This is a genomic window from Blautia faecicola, assembly GCF_004123145.1.
Taxonomy (GTDB): domain Bacteria; phylum Bacillota; class Clostridia; order Lachnospirales; family Lachnospiraceae; genus Oliverpabstia; species Oliverpabstia faecicola.
In genome coordinates this window covers 159,343-177,811 of the sequence record NZ_SDKC01000001.1, presented here as the reverse complement: position 1 = coordinate 177,811, position 18,469 = coordinate 159,343, and the positions used below count along the sequence as shown (strand labels likewise).

The window sequence follows — 18,469 nt, the reverse complement described above, 5'->3', positions numbered from 1 at the left end:
TTTTGTGATATTTAAAAAACATGGACCTCGCATCCGTTTAAGGATGGTTACTTATTTTCAGATAACAAAGAATGTGCCTTGCACATTCTCGCGCCTGTGGCGGTCGCTTGCGACATCTACCTTATACGCCTCAGTGCGTATCCCCGCGGAGCGTTTTTTTTGATTTACAGGAAATTACTTTCCTGTAAATCAAAAAAAAGTTTCTCCTAAGAGAAACTTTTTTCATATTCACAATCGCTTCTCCCGCTTCAGGGTATAGTATCCCTCCAGAGACTATACCCTGTACCAGCGAGTATATCGGGCTGTCCGATCAAATCAGGTTCTATGTCCTGTATGGCACCGGGATCTGACCGGTTTCCTCTTTCCACGCAAAGATGCGACTGTATCTATATTCTGTTGTTATCTGAAATCCTCAAATCGAGACAAAAAAATAAAACCTCCGTTTATGCCTCCGGACTCCGTTACTATGGTGCATAACTGTCTGTATTCTGACTCTGAGTTCTCTCCTACTTGCTGTCCCTTCCCGGTTTCCCAGTGGTATGACAGCTTTCGTCCTCATTACAGCGGGGATAAGCCGTACCGGAATCTGACCGGACTTCCTGAAATGGACAAACCATTTCCAATTATGCCATAATCCCATATTCTTTTATAGCTAAATCATATAGCATAGACAAAAATTTGTCAATCTCTTTCCTTTGAATTGCCGAAAACATCTGTTTTACAGATATTCTACATTTACCTCGTACGATTTCGCATAGGCTTCCATCTTACTTCCCTTCGGACAGACAATCGTACAGTTTTTATTGGTGATCCACTCGCCCACTTCTTCCGGGTCGTGATGAATCTCCAGTTTTTTCAGACGTCCGCAGCCGTGGAACGCCCACTTTCCAATCATTCTGACACTTTCCGGTACACGGACATATTCCAGTTTCTTACATTTTAAAAATGCGCTCTCACCGATATATTCCAGATGTTCCGGAAGGTGAAGTTCTTCCAGTCCGCACTGATAAAATCCCCGTTTTCCGATCTTTCGCAGGGTATCCGGCAGTCTCACCCGTGTCAGCTCTTCGCACTTGTAAAACGCCTCTGCACCGATCTCTTCCAGCGCATCCGGCAGCACCAGGATCTTCATCTGCCTGCATTCTGCAAACGTCCTGTCCGGAATCTCTCTGCACGCACTGTCCTCCGAAAAACTTACGGAATTGGCACGTTTGCACTTATAAAACGCCCCTTTTTCCAGACTTCGCAACGATTTCGGAAAAGAGATCCTTCGCAGATTACTGCAGTTTGCAAAAGCCTCCTTTCCCACAGTTACTACCTTGGGAAATTCTGCATTTTTCAATGTTGTACAGCTGAAAAATGCCTGCTGACCAATTCTTCTAATCTCAGGCATCGTAATCTGTTTCACCTTGATATTATTCTTCAGACATTCTTTGCCTATTACATCGTATCCGGAATCCACCTGATATTTTTCACTGACAGATTCCACCGCAACCCTACGGATTAGTACGTTATCTTCCATATAATATCCTCTTCTTTTCTATATACCTCAATAGTTTTCCTTTTCTCCTCCCGAAAAGAAAACCTTCTATTTATCCGATATTATAATCGAAATATCTAATTTTTTCCAGAAGAAAGTGTGATCCTGTTTAAAACCATCTGCATATAATATTCTGTCATCCACATGATCCACGTGTCTTTCACATCCGTACTTTTTGGTTCCGACATCTGTGGCTGCTTTTTTTCTTCCCATCCAAGCTGCCTGAGCAACTGCTTTCCTGCGCTCCATGCTTTGTCCGGTTTTAACATCCCCCACTCTGTCTGATCCAGCAGATGTGCATACAGAGAAGTCTGAACCACCAGTTCATCTTCTCTCCGGATCCGATCCAGCGCATCACTGAAATGTGCTCTGGCAAATCCAGATGTTTTCTGCTCATACCGTTCCCACAGAGCATCCTCCGTCACTCCAAACCGATCCATCCGTTGAAAAATGTCATACTGATATTCCGGGCTGAGTCCTGATTGCAGATACAATGCTTCTTTGACCGCCTTTTTTACCGTTTTCCCGATGTACTCTCCCAGTTTGCAGTGTTTGCCGGCATTAGTCAGATACACATCCGATTCCGCATTGCAGATAACAATCATTCCGTCCGTACCGGAACCCGTCGCGATGCCTCTGGAATACCGGCTCGGAGCAAGAAGTTCCTGCAAAGCAGCTGTCTTGGCTTCCGTACAGGTTACCATTGCCCTTGCAAGTGCTCCCTCTGACAGGTTGGCATCGATATGTAACAGAATATTGATGGTTCCCGGTCTGACAGGATGGGAAATATCCGCTTTCTCATGCCAGACCGCCGGATCTCCCACCCGTCCTCCATTGTTCCGGATTTCGCCTGTCACCAGCGCTGTCACCGTAAAATCTTCATATTTCATCGACTGTATCGATACATTTTCCATACTCGCAGCCGTCATAAGTCCGGTGCAGTGTTCCGCATCCAGTCCCAGTTCCTGTGCTGCTATGAGATCCATATGTTTCGGATAGGTATCTGCCCGAAGCTCACATGATATACCCGGTCCCGGATTACAGTCGTGATTAAAGACGGCTTTCAGATCTGTTCGATAGCCGCCGTTGTTCGGCCCTGTTCCCAGTACTTTCCGTTCTCCCGCAAAACAGATGACCAGCGATTTTTTATAACGATGTACTTCATCACCCGATGGGAACTGATATAATTTCATGATCCTCTTCCTTCCAGATTTTTTATCCATTATATCACTCTTCCCATTAAAAGTAGTTACAGATTTTTTTCTCTTCTTCTGAATTTACGCATCAGAACCCACATCCCTGCCCACAGCAGGATCCCCATCAGGCTGATCCATTTTCCCGCGGAAAGTCCCGGTGCATGATAGGTGATCGTCACCCAGTGTTCTCCGCTTACCATCCGGCAGCCCACAAACGCCGTGTTGACTTTCTCCGTCACAACCTCTCTTCCGTCCACTTTGATCTCCAGGTGACTGTCGTACGGGATCGATGTGATCAGATAACCGTCCTGCTTCATCTTGATACTTCCGCTGATCTGATTCCCCTTTGTTGCGTTCCAGTCCGGTGTGAATGTGGACTGGTACAGGGAATCATCTTCCAGCACCGCCGTATCACTGACATAGCTTTTCAGGTTACAGATCCGATAAGTTCCCGCACCGAACGTCATTTTTATCTTTTCCTGATCTGTGGAAAGTTTCATCACATAAGTAAATGTCGTGTTGTCATTATAATACAGATGACTTTTTGCCGTCAGCTTATTTCTGATCCCGTTGATCACGATGCTCACATCCCGGTTCGGATGGCCATTTTCCACATCAAATTGCAGATACAGGATTCTCTCTTTTCCCGATGCATCTTCGTCAAGAGAAAGTGTGGCTTTCTGCTCTTTTTTTGTCTTGATCTTCCAGGAATCGTCTTCCTTTGTCACTCCCTGCTTCGCCGTAAACGTTACGTTTGTTTCCTGTATACCCTTCGTCTTTTCAACCCCTGTATCGGCGATCTTTTCATTTCCTGTTACCGCATACTGCATCAGCATGGTCTGATTATACGGGAATTTCATGGCCTGATACGTTTTTTCCGCGATCACCTGATTCGTTCCGTAGATCACCGACGCAGCCGCCTCCTGCATCTCCGTCGTGAAGTTCTCCCCGTCTTCACTCCGTCCGATCACATATTTGACTCCCATAAATTTCTGAAACAGCGGATTGGCCGAGGCGGACTGCATCAGCCCGTTTCGAAACGGCTGTTCCACCTGAAAAACATTGTCCCGAAACTTCTGATACTCTGCATTATAGGCAGAAGAATATACCGAAGTCGTCATCTGGCGCATATCCCAGATTCGGTTTACGTTATCCTTTCGCTTCTTGGCAACTCCGCTTTGCTCCGCCCGGTACAGACCGGTCTCTCCGTCCAGCGCATCTCGCACGGCATCCTGCCAGGCACTGTCTGTGATCTCCTGATAATCTTCTTTCTGCACCAGATTGCCTGCCTTTCCGTTCACCGCATGATTGATCAGCACCAGGCATACCAGTGCCGGGACAAGAAGTAGGAACGGGCGTTTCCACTTCTGAAAGATCAGGAAGAAGAAAAACAGTGCTGCGCTTTCGAACAGGATCAGCTGATAATTCTGCGCCCTCGATCCGTCCCCCTGCAGATAAAGTGCCAGCAGACTGACCCCCACCGTACCGCCAAATATGAATGCTCCTTTCCATCTTCCTATTTCCCCGTTTTTCATACGGTTCAAAAACACTGCCGTAAGATAACAGAAAAATGGCAGGAACGGAATCAGTGACTTATACCGCACATACAGCAGCCCGTTAAATCCCCAGGCAAATACGGGAACCGTCAGAAGTGCCACGCAGACCACCGATACCACCCGCTCCCGGATCGATCCACACACGATTCCACCAAGCAAAACCGCCACCAGAATAACCGTCAGCCCCACACTGTAAGCGCCGTACAATGAACTTTCCAGCTGCAGCTTCGGCATCAGCAGTTCTTTCAGGTTCTGGCTTTTCGAACTTCCGCTTCGCTGCAGGATCGCATATGCCGTAGGAACCAGCAGTACCCCGGCTGAAAGTACCGCCACGATCATCGGAACCAGGAATCCGAACAGTTTTCTCTTTCGGATCCCTTTGGGATAACCATACCAGCCGTATAAAAATAGCGCTGCCATTCCCGCGATGCTGAAATAAAAACTGGTCAGAATCATCAGAAACACACCCAGGGTATACAGACCTGGTTTTCCTTTTTCCCAGTACCTATCCACACCCAGAAACGTCATCAGTAAGAATGGCATATACTGCACAAACATAATCTGATGACAGGACTGGTAGATCATCGGCCCCGCCAGTAAAAACAGGACTGCCACGCCCAGTGCAATCTCTGTGGAAAATCTCCGTTTTTTCAGCCAGCCGTACAGCAGGCAGACGGAAGCCGCCAGACAGATCACACTGGCAGCCATCAGATAATCGCTCATTTTCACAAACGGAAGCAGATAGGCGATCAGCACGATCGGATTATACAGCCCGTAATAGGAAAAATTGTAAATATTCTGCCCGCCGCCGATGTTCGCCGCGTATTCCGGGAAAAACTGTCCCGTCTGATAAAACTGCTGCCGGAAATACTCCGGGAACACGCTGTGCTGACTGATCCAGTCCATATTTGCCCCGAAAACACCGTATCTTCCGGCAAAAAACCAGCACGCCGCCACAGTCAGAACAGCCAGTGCAACGTAACATGCCAGTCCGCAAATTCTCTCTTTTGCATTACTCTTTTTCATAACTGGAACTCCTTACGATATAGATCGGGCGATGTTTGGATTCCAGATAGGTTTTCGAGAGATACTCTCCCATGATTCCCATGCAGAGCAGTTGGATCCCTCCCATAAACAGGATCACGCAGACCATCGAAGGCCAGCCCGCCACCGGATCTCCCCAGATCAGCGTTCGGATCACCAGAAACAATATCATTAAAAACGATACCCCGCAGAATACCACGCCGAGCACTGCTGCCACCGACAGCGGAGCCACAGAAAATCCGGTAATTCCCTCCAGAGAATATTTAAAAAGCTGGCGCAGGGACCACTTGGTCTCTCCCGCAGACCGCTCCACATTCTCATATTCCAGCCATTCGGTCCTGAACCCTACCCAGCTGAAGATTCCTTTCGAAAACCGGTTATACTCACTCATCTGCAACACGGCATCTACCATCTTCCGGCACATGATCCGGTAATCTCTGGCACCGTATACCAGCTGCGTTTTTGAGATTTTGTTAATAAATTTATAGAAGTTTTCCGATAAAAACGAGCGGATCACCGGCTCCCCGGTTCGGTCGGAGCGTCTGGTGGCGACGCTGTCACAGATTCCGCTTTTGACCATCTCATACATCTTCGGCAACAGTTCCGGCGGATCCTGCAGATCCACATCCATCACCACCACATAATCTCCCTTTGCCTTACAGAGTCCCGCGTAAATCGCAGCTTCTTTTCCGAAATTTCTCGAAAAAGAAAGATACTGGCAGCGCGCATCCTTCTCTGACAATTTCTTCATCTCCGAAAGTGTCGCATCCTGTGATCCGTCATCCACAAAGATCAGTTCACAGTCCGCATCTATCGCATCCATCACCGGACACATATGTTCATAATAGATCGGTATGGTCTCTTCTTCGTTCCAACAGGGAACAATCACTGATATCAGGTTCATACTCTCACTCCTCTTTCCGTTTCAGAACGTATACTTATCCATTTTATTCCTTCGATTCAGCATTGTACCCCCTGTTTCTTAAAATTAACGAAAGAAAATTCCTAAGATTTCTAAAGATTTTTTTACAATCTGTAAAATTCCTGTATAATGAGGAGCAGAAAGTTACCGGGCAATATCCGGTACCATGCAATTGCAAATGCAGAGTCTGGACGATCAGAGATTTTATGAAAAACGGAGGGAAACATATGGAGCAGCAAACCACACAGGTTCTTGTCGTAGACGATAACCCGGAAATTCGTGATATCATACATGTTTTACTGGAAGGGGAAGATATCCGGGTGACAGAGGCTGCCGATGGCAGTTCAGCCCTTCATTTTCTGGAAAAAGGCAGTTTTGATCTGATCATTCTCGATATCATGATGCCGGGGTTAAACGGGTACGAAACCTGCCAGAAGATCCGGCAGCTGACCAACGTACCGATCCTGTTTTTAAGCGCCAGAACCTCTGACAGCGATAAACTTATGGGCTTTTCCAGTGGCGGGGACGATTACCTTGCAAAACCCTTTTCCTATACGGAACTTCTCGGACGCACCAGAGCGCTGATTCGCCGTTACCGGATCTATCAGGGAAAATCCCCGACTGCCGGACAGTCAGCATCCAATCTGTTGACTTGCGGCGATCTGTGCCTGGATCCCCGGTCGGAAAAGGTGACGCTGCATCAACATCCGGTGGATCTCACTTCCACAGAGTATCAGATCCTGAAGCTGCTGCTTTCCAACCGCAGACAGATTTTCTCTCCTCAGCGCCTTTATGAAGCCGTCTGGGAAGAGCCTTACTATTACGGCGCCGGCAACACGATTACCGTCCATATCCGGAATCTGCGTCAGAAGATCGAACCGGATCCGTCGAATCCGGTTTACATAAAAACCACATGGGGAAGGGGGTATCACTGTGATTAAGATTCAGCATATACGTACTAAACTCCTGCTTCTTCTTTTTGCCTCTGCTCTGCTCTGCCTCGGTCTTTTTCATACTCTGTGGGCAAACAAATGGTATGTTCTTCACGTGATTACAGAAACAAATCTTCCCATAATGCTCCCTGTTCCACAGCCGGATGAAAATTTCTGGACCATGCTTGGAACAGAGGCTCTGAACTACGATATTCCTGATTCTGAATCGGATACAGAAGCCGTGGAAAAACTGCAGTCCTTATTTGATCGGTTGGATGATTACACCGGTCTTTATGTCTATGGCCTGGAAGATGGTATCTACCGGGCCGGTCAGTATCCCCGCTGTATGGGCAAAGAACGCTTTCGGTTCTTCTTCGATGTCGGATATAGTCTGACTGACGGGGTGACCGAACAACGGCATGAAAGGAATACAGAATTCAAAAATGGCTACGCGACCGTGATTGTCACCTTTTACCACAGTTCCATATTTATCTTTCCTTACTTTCTGTTCTCTTTGTTTCTGTCGGTCGGTCTGTTCCTTCTGATCCTGCTGTTTTTTATCAACCGGAAAATGAAGCAGGTGGTACTTCTAAAGCAGGAGATTCTTCGCATGTCCGCCGGTGATCTCTCCACTCCGCTTGTATCTTCCGGTGCAGACGAGATCGGTGTTCTCTCCCGGGAACTTGACCATCTCCGTCTCACCCTCGATCAGAATATCCGTCAGGAACAGGAGGCGCACCAGTCCAACCGGGAACTGATTGCCGCCCTCTCTCACGATCTTCGCACGCCGCTGACTGTTCTCCACGGGTATCTGGACATCCTGCAATTAGACCGCAACCCCGATATGCAGAATACCTATGTCACCCGCTGCCTGCAAAAAACCGATGATATTCGCCGGCTCACCGACCGGATGTTTGAATATGCGCTGGTATACGACGTGTCCGAGCCGGAACAGATCCGGATGATCCCTTTTTCACTTTCCCGGCTTCTCGGACTTTTCCGGGAACAGATGGATTTTCTGGAACTGGCCGGGTTTCACACGGATATATCCTTTCCGGATGCTGACATTTCCGACATCACCACCCCGGACGCACTTACGATTCAGGCAGACCCGGAGCTTTGCAAGCGGATCCTGAATAATCTGTTTTCCAATATTCTGAAATATGGCAGCAAACAGGAAACAGTCACGCTTTCCATGCAGCTTCCGCCGGAAATCAACAAAGATGCTGCGCTGTGTCTTGCCTTAAAAAATACTGTGAAACCGGAACATTCCGCAGTAGAAAGCAACCGCATCGGTCTCAAGAGCAGTACGCGGAATATGGAGCGGATGAGTGGAAAGCTTGTAGTTTTCCAGACAGATACGTTCTTCGAGGTAACGCTATCCTTCCCGGTCACCGCTCCGTAATCTCTGGTATCAGACACCTTTCATTCTTGATAAATTTTCACCAAAAAAGGCACGAAACCGTCAGATTTTTCTGATCCCGACAGCTTCGCGCCTTTCTTTTTTCTGTTTTTATTTTCAGTCTTTATTAAATACTTCTCTGTTCAGGCTGCCTTCCTGATGGCATACGATCGTTGTACATACAGCATCACCGGTGATGTTGACTGCGGTACGGATCATATCCAGGATACGGTCGATACCCATGATCAGGGCGATACCTTCGGTCGGAAGTCCTACGGAATTCAGTACCATCGCCAGAGTCACCAGACCAACGCTTGGCACACCGGCTGTACCGATAGATGCTAGAGTGGCAGTTACGACTACGGTTGCCAGGTTACCCATGGTAAGGGGAATGCCGTAGGCCTGAGCGATAAATACTACTGCCACGCCCTGCATAATGGATGTTCCGTCCATGTTAATGGTTGCACCCAGAGGGATAGTAAAAGAAGATATCTGCTTAGATACACCCATTTTCTTACTCAGCGTGTCGATGGACATAGGGATCGTCGCATTAGATGTTGCCGTGGAAAATGCAAATCCCATAACCGGCAGGAACTTTTTGATAAATTTGAGCGGATTCAGTCTTGTAAATACGAACAGCAGGATCTGATATACGATCAGACACTGGATCGCCAGCGCAAGGGTTACGTTACCCATGTATTTTAACATCGGCGCAAATGCGGAGAAACCAACGGTTGCAAACGTACGTGCGATCAGGCAGAACACACCGATCGGTGCGACCTTCATGATCGCCATGGTCATCTCCATCATCACATCGTTAAACTGGCTGAAGAAGTTTGCTACAACCGAACCTCTGGTTCCCAGTTTTGCCAGCATGATACCCACAAACAGGGCAAATACGATGATCGGCAGCATATCGCCGTTCGCCATGGACTGTATCGGGTTTTTCGGGATGATATTTAACAGAGTATCCACCAGACTGGTGGCTTCTGTAGCGGAAGATACGGTTCCTTTCTGAACAGCATCCATATCAAGACCCCGGCCCGGATTGATCAGCAGAGCACTTCCCAGAGCCACGCATACAGCCAGGGCTGTGGTTACCAGATAGAATCCGATGGTTTTTACACCAACTTTTCCCAGAGTCTTGGTATCTCCGATGGCCATACTTCCGCAGATCAGAGAGCAGAATACCAGAGGTACAACCAGCATCTGCATCAAACGGATGAATCCCTGTCCAACCACATAGAGAACCCCTTCTACGATGACGGTATCTTTGATATAACTGGAAGGAATCCAGTAATGGATCACAACTCCAAACAGAGCTCCGATCAGCAGTGCGATGAAGATCTGCGTAGACAGACCAATTTTCTTCTTTGTTTTTTCTGCAGTATTTTTTGCCATTATTCCAACCCTCCTGTCTCATCCAGATATTCTTTCAGGGCTGCCTTCCAGTCTTTCGGCTCTTCGATGCCGGTCAGACGAAGCATCATGTTGTCCAGAACGGAGTATGTCGGGCGCGCAGAATCCTCGATCACAACCGGATACAGATCCAGTTCTCCGGCTTTTCCGGAATACTCAAGAATCGTTCTTGCAAATTCATATCTGCTGCAGCTTCCCGGGCAGACCACATGATACAGACCATATTCTTCATTATCAATAAAATAACGGATCACCTTCGCCAGTTCTTTCGCGCTGGTCGGCGCCGCATACTGGTTGTTCGGCACTTCCATCGTCTTTCCCTGTCCCACATTGCGAAGCACTTCATCCACAAAATCTCTTCCGATTCCATAGATCCAGGAGCTTCGGATAATCACAAACCGATTTAACAGCTGGGTTAAAATCTTTTCTCCCGCTTCTTTTGATTTTCCATAGATCGTTCTCGGATGCACATTGTCAAATTCATTATACGGAACCCGCGATTCCTTATCAAAGACATCATCAGTAGAAATCTGTATCACTTTCGCATTGACCTCATTGGCAGCCAGTGCCACATTTCTCACACCGATCGCATTGACACGATACGCTTCATCTACATTGTTTTCACATTCCTGTACATCGGTCAGGCCTGCACAGTTGATCACAACATCCGGACGGTTGACATGTACAAACTGTGTAACCTCATCAATCTTTGTGATATCCACTTCCTCGATATCCGTCGGCAGCAACTGGTATTCCACGCCTTCAAGCAGATCGAGCAGTGCGGTTCCGATATGTCCCTCCGCACCGGTAATCCATATTTTCTTCATCTTGTTCCTCCCATTACTTTTCCGGGGTTTCCCTGAGAGATCTGAACATCTGTAACTGCACTCACATGATTGTTGCAGATATTCAGACTGGTTGACAGTTTCCTGTTTCTTACGCTTCTTCATTGTGGTTTTCTTACAATCTCATCACGTGATCATTCTTGCCACAAAATCGCCTTTGCATACCATCCCCTCCGCAGAAGCTGTCACTGTCAGCTCCCTTCGTATACAACATCACTAAAAAGGTCCACCGGACCTTTTGTCGTATGCTTGGCAACGAAAATAGCGACTTGCCTCCCGGCAAGCCGCTAAACATACTTTATTTTACCTGTATTCTGTCGGAAAGTCAATATTTTACATTTTAGTTTCTGTTTACTCTTAGATTTCCTTCCAGATAATCTCATTTGCTTCCATATGCAGATCAAAGCTTGTTCCGTCACCCTTGTAAACAGTGGTATCCTGCGGTTCATAGGTATTGTTTACGATACAGTATTTACCATTCTTTACATAGGCATGTACTTCTACGTTGTAGTTGCTGCTGAACCAGCGATGCAGGTTTTCTTCATCGTGTGCAGCCCACAGGATCGCACGGTACAGCACACGGCTGTTTTCAAAGCTGTATGGCAGACCGCTGATATAGACGCCTCTTCCTTCTCCAAAAGAGTTGACTGCCATCTGCACTTCTTTATCAATCTGGCGGATGATCGTAGTATCCGGCAGAGCATACATGTTTTTCTTTCCTTCTCCGAAGTCCACATCTCCCTTGCAGTCCTCAGTGATAAAGTGGGTATGCTCTTCCCAGTTGTATTTGTCTTTGTTCAGGTCAAATCCATTTTCGCGTTCCACTCCAAGAACACTTCTTAACTGAATGTATTTGCCTTCCCACTGATGACCGGTCGGCTCACCGATTCCGATAAATCCGCCGCCATTGTATACAAATTCATTGATTGCAGAAACAATCGTCTCATCTGTCCAGTTATCTCCGCCGGTATAGGCCGTATCGCCGTCTCCCACGTTCAGAATGACATCGATATCTTTGAGCATATCCGGGTTCTTGCGGATATCATCAAAAGTGATAAACCGTACATCAAACGGTGCACCGCTCAACGCTTCCATGATGCCCGCATAAGAATAGTTCTGTTTATGGTAAATCGCATGATGTACCATATGATTACCCCACGCACGCATCTTACCCCAGCAGTTTAATACGGCTACGGTTTTTACACAGTACGGTGTGGTTCCTTTGATATTTTCATACAGGGTACGGAATTCCTTGCAGACACTTTCCACATAATCGATAAATTCCGGGAACTGTACCGCCAGTTTCAGGTATCCGCCGTAACCGATACGGTCGATCGGTTTTCTTAAGATCGCACGACGGGCTGTTACCCAGTTTACCTTCGCTTCTTTTACCGGATCTCCACCCTCATGGAAGGTATCCGGGAAGAAATACGGAAGGAAACGTCCCTCGGTATATTTGACACCAGGAATATCACTGATCAGACGAAGCGTTGCTCCATTTCCCACAGAACCTACCACGGCGTCCAGTCCTACGGACTTGAACTCATCCATAAACGGCTCCATACCGATCCAGTGATCGCCGAGGAACATCATTGCTTCTTTTCCGTATTCATGCACGATATCTACAAACTCTTTCGCCAGTTTCGTGACTTCTCTTCTCTGGAACGCGGTAAAATCCATGAATTCCTTGGACGGAATCCGGTACATGTTGTTCATGTAACCCTGATCGATGATAAATTCCGGGCGGAACTTATAACCAACTTCCTGTTCAAACTGTTCCAGAATATACGGACTTACCGATGCAGAATAACCATACCAGTCTACATATTTCTCTCTTGCCAGCTCGTCAAAGATCAGTGTGAACTGATGGAAAAATGTCGTGAAACGAACCACATCCACATACGGATGGCTCTCCAGGAATTTTCTCAGACGTTTCTTGGAGTATTCTTTTGTCTTCGGCTGACGGACATCAAACGTGATCTGTTTTTCCACGCCCTGCCAGTCGTTGGTCACCGCATTATACATATGCACCGGATCCCACATAATATAAGCCAGAAAACTTACCGTATAATCATGAAAAGCCTTCGCCGGTTTGATCGTCACATCCCCGGTCTCCTCACTGTAACTCCACTCCGTCACCGGGACCACTTTTCCCGTCGTACGGTCAATGACTTCCCACCATCTCTGGATATCATCATGCGAATTTACCTTTAACATATCCGGATACAGATGATCCATCAGATGAATCGACAGCTCACCCTTTGTCGCTGTATGGAACGATGTCATAATATACATCTGCTGAATCTCATCCGGATTCGCCTTCGCCCATGCATTATCTTTTCTGGTTGTATAATATGTTGCGTATACCTTCGCATCCACCTTCTTCAATTCTTCCGGATAATCGGTACCATCGCAGTCACGAATCGCATCTGCCCCCCACCGTTTCACCAGCTCCAGTGTCTCCGGTACGACATCCACATCAGTCGGAATCGTTACTCTGCCCGTTGTACACTCTTTACCCATAACACACACCTCTCCCTTTCTTTATTATCACTCTCGGAACCTTACCAATTGCGCTTATATCCAATCCCAAATCATAAATCACCAGAAATAACTGCCGACAATGACCTTTTCCCCTATCTGTCTCTCACTGCCGGCAGTCCTATTCCAGTCTGCATCAGACAGGCAACTGTTTCCCGTCCGCTGCACTAAATTCATTATATCCAATCCCCACCATTCTTTCTATGCTACTTTTGTTCCAAACATTAGATATCTTGCGGTATAAGCGATTCTTTGCTATACTGACGTATATAAACCAGTAAAATATTTCATCTACGTTTTTTCTAGTGGCATCCTACGATATATTCCTGCGCAAACTTCTCGCAGCATCATACTGTTCCGGGTTTGCCACCGTCAGAAATTGCGGTCATGCTTCTGGAGCCACACAGCCTTTTGCTGGTGCCCTTAGCACAGATGAAATCCGGCACTTACCTACGGAACCTGCCACTGGCAGCTTCCTTCGGGTGCAATGCAACGCAGACTTTTACGAGGGTCAGCCGACCCTCGCAAACATAGTCGGAGTTAGTGACTAGTTCAGATTTGCGTTACCAGCGGTTGTGTGGCTCCAGAAGCATGACCGCAATTTCGTCCGTCTATCAACCTTTTACCAAAAACAAGGAGGTATCCCCATATGTCCACACTTTCATACTCCCTAACCGACCTGTCCCCCGAACACCAAACCCACCAGCACCTCCGCTACGTAACCTCCTCCTCCTTCGGCTCCGACTGGAACAGCGTCCTCCACTCCCACGACTGCACCGAACTCTTCTACGTGACCGACGGCGAAGGATGGCTGTGCACCGACGAAACCCGGATCCCCCTGCGAAAAAACACCCTCGTCATCGTCAACCCCAAAGTCCACCATACCGAACGCTCCTCACCAGAAAAAAAAATGCACTATATTGTGCTTGGAATCGATAACCTCCAGTTTTGCTTCCACGAAGGAGAAACCTTCTCCCCCTTCCAGATCTTCCAGCTCTCCTCCCACCGGGAGATGATCCTCTCACTCCTGCACGCGATCCTGGAAGAACTGCAAAAAAAACAGACTTCCTATGAGGAAGTCTGCCAGCATTACCTGTCCATCCTGCTGTTGCAGCTCCACCGGATCACCGGGGAGGAATTTTCCTTTGCGCCGCCAACCGATATTCCGTATGAATGTCAGCGCGCCAAAGCCTACATCGAAGAGCACTTCCACGAACCGGTAACACTCGAGCGGATCGCAGCCATCGTCCACTGGGATAAATACTACCTCTCCCATCAGTTTTCTGCTGCCTTCTCCGTCTCGCCGATCAACTACCTGCTGCAACTGCGGATCGCCCACAGCAAACGATTGTTGTGTGACACCGATTACTCCATCACACAGATCGCCGAGTCCAGTGGATTTTCTTCGCAGAACTATTTTACACAGGCATTTAAAAAACTGGTAGGTGTCTCTCCACGAACCTATCGTCAGAAGCACCAGAAATAAATAGTCAAAATCGATCCACAGATCAATTTTTGTTATCTATTGCAGTAAAAAATCAGATGCCGTTACAGTATTTCTGTAGCCCGCATCTGATTTTCTGTTTTTCTATTACTTTCCCGCCTGAGCAACTATACGCACAGCCACTCCATCACCACAGCAGCTTCTGAATTTCTTAGATTCTTGCAACTCCCGTATCTCTTGCAGCCTTCGCAACTGCCTCGGCAACTGCCTTTGCTACCCGTTTGTCAAATGGATTCGGAATGATATACTCTGCATTTCTCTCCTCATCCGTGATAATATTTGCGATCGCATACGCAGCGGCTACCTTCATCTCATCGTTGATATCGCTCGCTCTCACATCCAGCGCACCACGGAAGATACCCGGGAATGCCAGTACGTTGTTGATCTGGTTCGGGAAATCACTTCTTCCGGTTCCGATTACGGCTGCACCTGCTGCCTTTGCCTCTTCCGGCATGATCTCCGGTGTCGGGTTTGCCATCGGGAAAAGAATCGGATTCGGAGCCATTGTGCGAACCATTTCCTGTGTCACGGTTCCTGGTGCAGATACACCGATAAATACGTCAGCACCCTTGATCACATCTGCCAGGCTTCCTTTTTCCATGTTCTGGTTGGAGATCTCAGCCATCTCCTCTTTCTCTTTGTTCAGTCCTTCACGGCCTTTGTAGATCGCACCCTTCCGGTCACACATGATCACATTTTTCAGACCCATGCTGATCAGCAGTTTGATGATCGCGATACCGGCTGCACCTGCTCCGGAAGTTACTACTTTGATCTCATTAATCTTCTTTCCGACTACTTTCAGCGCATTGATCATGGCTGCCATCGTTACCACTGCGGTTCCGTGCTGGTCATCGTGGAAGATCGGAATATCACAGCACTCTTTTAACTTGCGCTCGATCTCAAAACAACGCGGTGCGGAAATATCTTCCAGATTGACTCCACCGAAACTTCCCGCCAGCAGGCTGACGGTCTTTACGATCTCGTCCACATCTTTGGTTCGCACACACAGTGGAAATGCATCCACATCGCCAAATGCCTTAAACAGACAGCATTTTCCTTCCATAACCGGCATACCGGCTTCCGGTCCAATATCACCCAGTCCCAGTACGGCACTTCCGTCTGTGACAACCGCTACCATATTGTGACGACGGGTATATTTATAAGAAAGATTCACATCCTCTGATATTTTGATGCAGGGTTCTGCAACACCCGGTGTATAGCAAACAGCCAGATCTTCCGGTGTTTCCAGTTTTGCACGACTGATCACTTCAATTTTTCCAGCCCATTTTTCGTGTTCCTGTAAAGCGAATTCTTTGTTATCCATGTTTCTCCTCCTGCATATATTGTTATTTCGTAACTATTCAGTAGCCACTGTCCCGCGAGGTGTTTTGACATGAATATGTCAAAATCCCGAGACATACAAGCCAAAATGCCATCACCGAAGGTGATTTACGCGAGCAACGAGTCAAAGTCCGTGCTTGCACGGAACCTTGAGGAGTGCCGCGATAACGATAAAAACTCGCAAAGCGTGATTTTATCGTTTAAATGCATTTTGGCTCGTAACTGTGAAGGTACTGAACAGTTACGTTATTTCATTTTTTCCATTAGTATTTTACTTTGTTTCAAAAAAAGATGCAATCAAAAACAACTGAATGAGAAAAAATGTCAGAAAAGAATCCGTCATATTCGCATTTTCTTCCGCTCTACAGATAACTCTCTTTCTTATTCAACTCTTTTCTCAGATAATCTCCTATCCCGGTAATGGCCAATAAGGTTACAACAAGAAACGCCCCGGGAATCAGAATGATCCACCAGCCATCGGTGAGCAATGCTTTTTCCGACAGTGACAGCATGCTTCCCCATGAAATAATCTCCAGTGGCAACCCAATCCCCATAAAACTCAACGTAGATTCTTCCACAATTGCACTTCGAATATTCATAACTACCATGAACATAATAGAAGATAAAAAGTTGGGAGCAAGATGTTTCCGGAGAATATAGAAAAAACCGCCACCCATGCATCTGGCTGCAACTACATATTCATTGCTTCTTAGCTGACGTACTTCTGTTCTTACTACTTTCGCTATACTGGTCCAGCTTGTAATTCCTATAACCAGCGACAGACTCAGCACATTTGCCTTCCCCAGAATCGCCTGCAGAAAAATAACCAAAAGCAGATTGGGAATACTCAGCAAAATCTCTGTCATTCTCATAAGTAACATATCCAGCCATTCCGGTGCCAGACCACTGACAGTTCCAAAGATAATCGCAATACCGGTTGATATCATTGTTGCCACAAATCCTATAAACAACGACTGTCGTCCACCGTACCATATCATGGAGAAAATATCTCTCCCCATGGTATCTGTCCCAAACAGAAATTCCCTGCATGGAGCAACGGTATAATTTTTCAGATCCATATAGGACGGATCTTTTGGCATGATCCATTTACAGAACAGACATCCACCAGCGATTATCAGAAGAACAATGACAGACAGCCAGGGAACTCCCTGATACCATCTGTTTTCTTTTTCCGGTGCCTGACGTTCCAGAAGTTCCGGTCTTACACCGACAATTTCAAACGGATCATTCATGTTCCCTCACCTCCTGTATATCCGGATGTCTGCTGATGCGGATGCGCGGATCGATTCGCTCATTGAGAATCTGTGCTGCCATATTACAGACAATCACTATGATCCCGGACAGCAGACTGACCACCATCAGCAGATTATAGTCCTTATAGCGAGCACTTTCATATGCCAGCGTGCCGATTCCCGGATAGGAAAAAACAGTCTCCACCACATACGTTCCACCCATAATATGTGCTACGGAAATTGCCATAATACTCAGATACGACGGCATAACATTTCTCAGACAATGTGTGAGCATGATCCGGGACTTTTTCATTCCCTTTGCCTTCGCCAGCAGCACGTAATCCGCACGGACTTCATCCAGCATTTTGTTTCGGACCATATAGCCATAATACCAGAGATGTTCTGTCACGATAACCGCTAATGGAAGAATCATATGCACGATACGATCGGAAAGATTGTTTTCCTGCCCCACCGCATATGCTCCTGAGCTTGGCAGCCATCGAAGAGAAACAGAAAACACAAGAATCAGTACCAGCGCCAGCCAGAACTCCGGTACACAGCTGATTACGGTTCCCACTTTACAGATCATACGGTCTGTCCATCCGCCTTCTTTCCATGCACATACAATGCCCAGAAGCAACGACCCAAAAAATATGATCAAAAAACCAATGCCACCGAGGACCAGTGTATTGCCGATTCTGCTTTTGAGTACCTCCAGAACATCCATTTTATATTTATATGAAATTCCAAAATTCCCATGAAATGCCTGTCGGATCCATCTGGCATACTGTACAGATATTTTATCATTCAGACCAAGTTTCTCTTCCGCCCATTCCCTTTCTTCCGGGCTCATCTTTTCCACGCGTTCTCCATAATAAGAAACCAGTGGATCCCCAGGTGCAAGTCTGGATACATAAAATGTTACAAGAGACAGTACCCATACGCTGATTATGAAAATAAGCACCTTTTTCCCA

14 protein-coding genes and 1 riboswitch are annotated in these 18,469 nt (G+C 47.0%); of the genes, 3 read left to right on the top strand and 11 right to left on the bottom strand.

Features of this window, described 5'->3' with window-relative positions:
• Positions 1-461: 461 nt before the first annotated feature.
• A riboswitch (cobalamin riboswitch) is annotated at positions 462-640 on the bottom strand.
• Between the two features lie 78 nt (positions 641-718).
• From ETP43_RS00670 to ETP43_RS00655, 4 genes are all read right to left on the bottom strand, one after another.
• Entirely contained in the window at positions 719-1,522 is an 804-nt protein-coding gene (locus ETP43_RS00670) for a leucine-rich repeat domain-containing protein (protein WP_129256773.1), read from the bottom strand.
• A 95-nt stretch (positions 1,523-1,617) separates the two neighbouring features.
• Complete coding sequence (locus ETP43_RS00665) at positions 1,618-2,733, bottom strand: adenosylcobinamide amidohydrolase (RefSeq protein WP_164979539.1); 1,116 nt, start codon at positions 2,731-2,733, stop codon at positions 1,618-1,620.
• A 56-nt stretch (positions 2,734-2,789) separates the two neighbouring features.
• The gene (locus tag ETP43_RS00660) at positions 2,790-5,318 is read right to left on the bottom strand and encodes a YfhO family protein (protein WP_129256771.1); all 2,529 of its coding nucleotides are present in this window, start codon (positions 5,316-5,318) and stop codon (positions 2,790-2,792) included.
• A complete protein-coding gene (locus ETP43_RS00655; protein WP_129256770.1) occupies positions 5,305-6,240 on the bottom strand; it encodes a glycosyltransferase family 2 protein in 936 nt (311 codons plus the stop codon). Before ETP43_RS00655 ends, ETP43_RS00660 begins: the two co-directional genes overlap by 14 nt.
• A 245-nt stretch (positions 6,241-6,485) precedes the next feature.
• On the opposite strand from ETP43_RS00655, the gene ETP43_RS00650 reads away from it, so the two are divergent.
• Entirely contained in the window at positions 6,486-7,199 is a 714-nt protein-coding gene (locus ETP43_RS00650; protein WP_129259365.1) for a response regulator transcription factor, read from the top strand.
• Between the two features lie 106 nt (positions 7,200-7,305).
• A complete protein-coding gene (locus tag ETP43_RS00645; RefSeq protein ID WP_129256769.1) occupies positions 7,306-8,595 on the top strand; it encodes a sensor histidine kinase in 1,290 nt (429 codons plus the stop codon).
• 114 nt (positions 8,596-8,709) lie between these two features.
• Here the strand turns inward: ETP43_RS00645 and ETP43_RS00640 are convergent, their stop codons facing one another.
• The 4 genes from ETP43_RS00640 to ETP43_RS17410 all read right to left on the bottom strand — a co-directional run bounded on the left by ETP43_RS00640 (position 8,710) and on the right by ETP43_RS17410 (position 14,280).
• Positions 8,710-9,993, bottom strand: a complete 1,284-nt coding sequence (locus ETP43_RS00640) for a dicarboxylate/amino acid:cation symporter (RefSeq protein WP_129256768.1) — start codon at positions 9,991-9,993, stop codon at positions 8,710-8,712.
• A complete protein-coding gene (gene rfbD / locus ETP43_RS00635) occupies positions 9,993-10,838 on the bottom strand; it encodes a dTDP-4-dehydrorhamnose reductase (protein WP_022171824.1) in 846 nt (281 codons plus the stop codon). Before rfbD ends, ETP43_RS00640 begins: the two co-directional genes overlap by 1 nt.
• A gap of 375 nt (positions 10,839-11,213) precedes the next feature.
• Entirely contained in the window at positions 11,214-13,379 is a 2,166-nt protein-coding gene (gnpA, locus tag ETP43_RS00630) for a 1,3-beta-galactosyl-N-acetylhexosamine phosphorylase (protein WP_129256767.1), read from the bottom strand.
• 688 nt (positions 13,380-14,067) lie between these two features.
• Positions 14,068-14,280, bottom strand: a complete 213-nt coding sequence (locus ETP43_RS17410; RefSeq protein ID WP_243114357.1) for a hypothetical protein — start codon at positions 14,278-14,280, stop codon at positions 14,068-14,070.
• Here ETP43_RS17410 and ETP43_RS00625 point away from each other — a divergent pair.
• Positions 14,188-14,883 carry a helix-turn-helix domain-containing protein gene (locus ETP43_RS00625; protein WP_243114323.1) on the top strand — a complete coding sequence of 232 codons (696 nt, stop codon included), beginning with the start codon at positions 14,188-14,190 and terminating at the stop codon, positions 14,881-14,883. The genes ETP43_RS17410 and ETP43_RS00625 overlap by 93 nt on opposite strands.
• 169 nt (positions 14,884-15,052) lie before the next feature.
• On the opposite strand, the gene ETP43_RS00620 is transcribed toward ETP43_RS00625, so the two are convergent.
• From ETP43_RS00620 to ETP43_RS00610, 3 genes are all read right to left on the bottom strand, one after another.
• The gene (locus ETP43_RS00620) at positions 15,053-16,225 is read right to left on the bottom strand and encodes an NAD(P)-dependent malic enzyme (protein ID WP_129256765.1); all 1,173 of its coding nucleotides are present in this window, start codon (positions 16,223-16,225) and stop codon (positions 15,053-15,055) included.
• A gap of 379 nt (positions 16,226-16,604) precedes the next feature.
• On the bottom strand, positions 16,605-17,495 hold the full coding sequence (locus ETP43_RS00615; protein ID WP_129256764.1) for an ABC transporter permease: 891 nt from the start codon (positions 17,493-17,495) through the stop codon (positions 16,605-16,607).
• Positions 17,488-18,459 (bottom strand): ABC transporter permease, encoded by a 972-nt coding sequence (locus tag ETP43_RS00610; protein ID WP_330546295.1) that lies wholly within the window; start codon positions 18,457-18,459, stop codon positions 17,488-17,490. The genes ETP43_RS00615 and ETP43_RS00610 overlap by 8 nt, the downstream gene beginning before the upstream one ends.
• Positions 18,460-18,469: the final 10 nt, after the last annotated feature.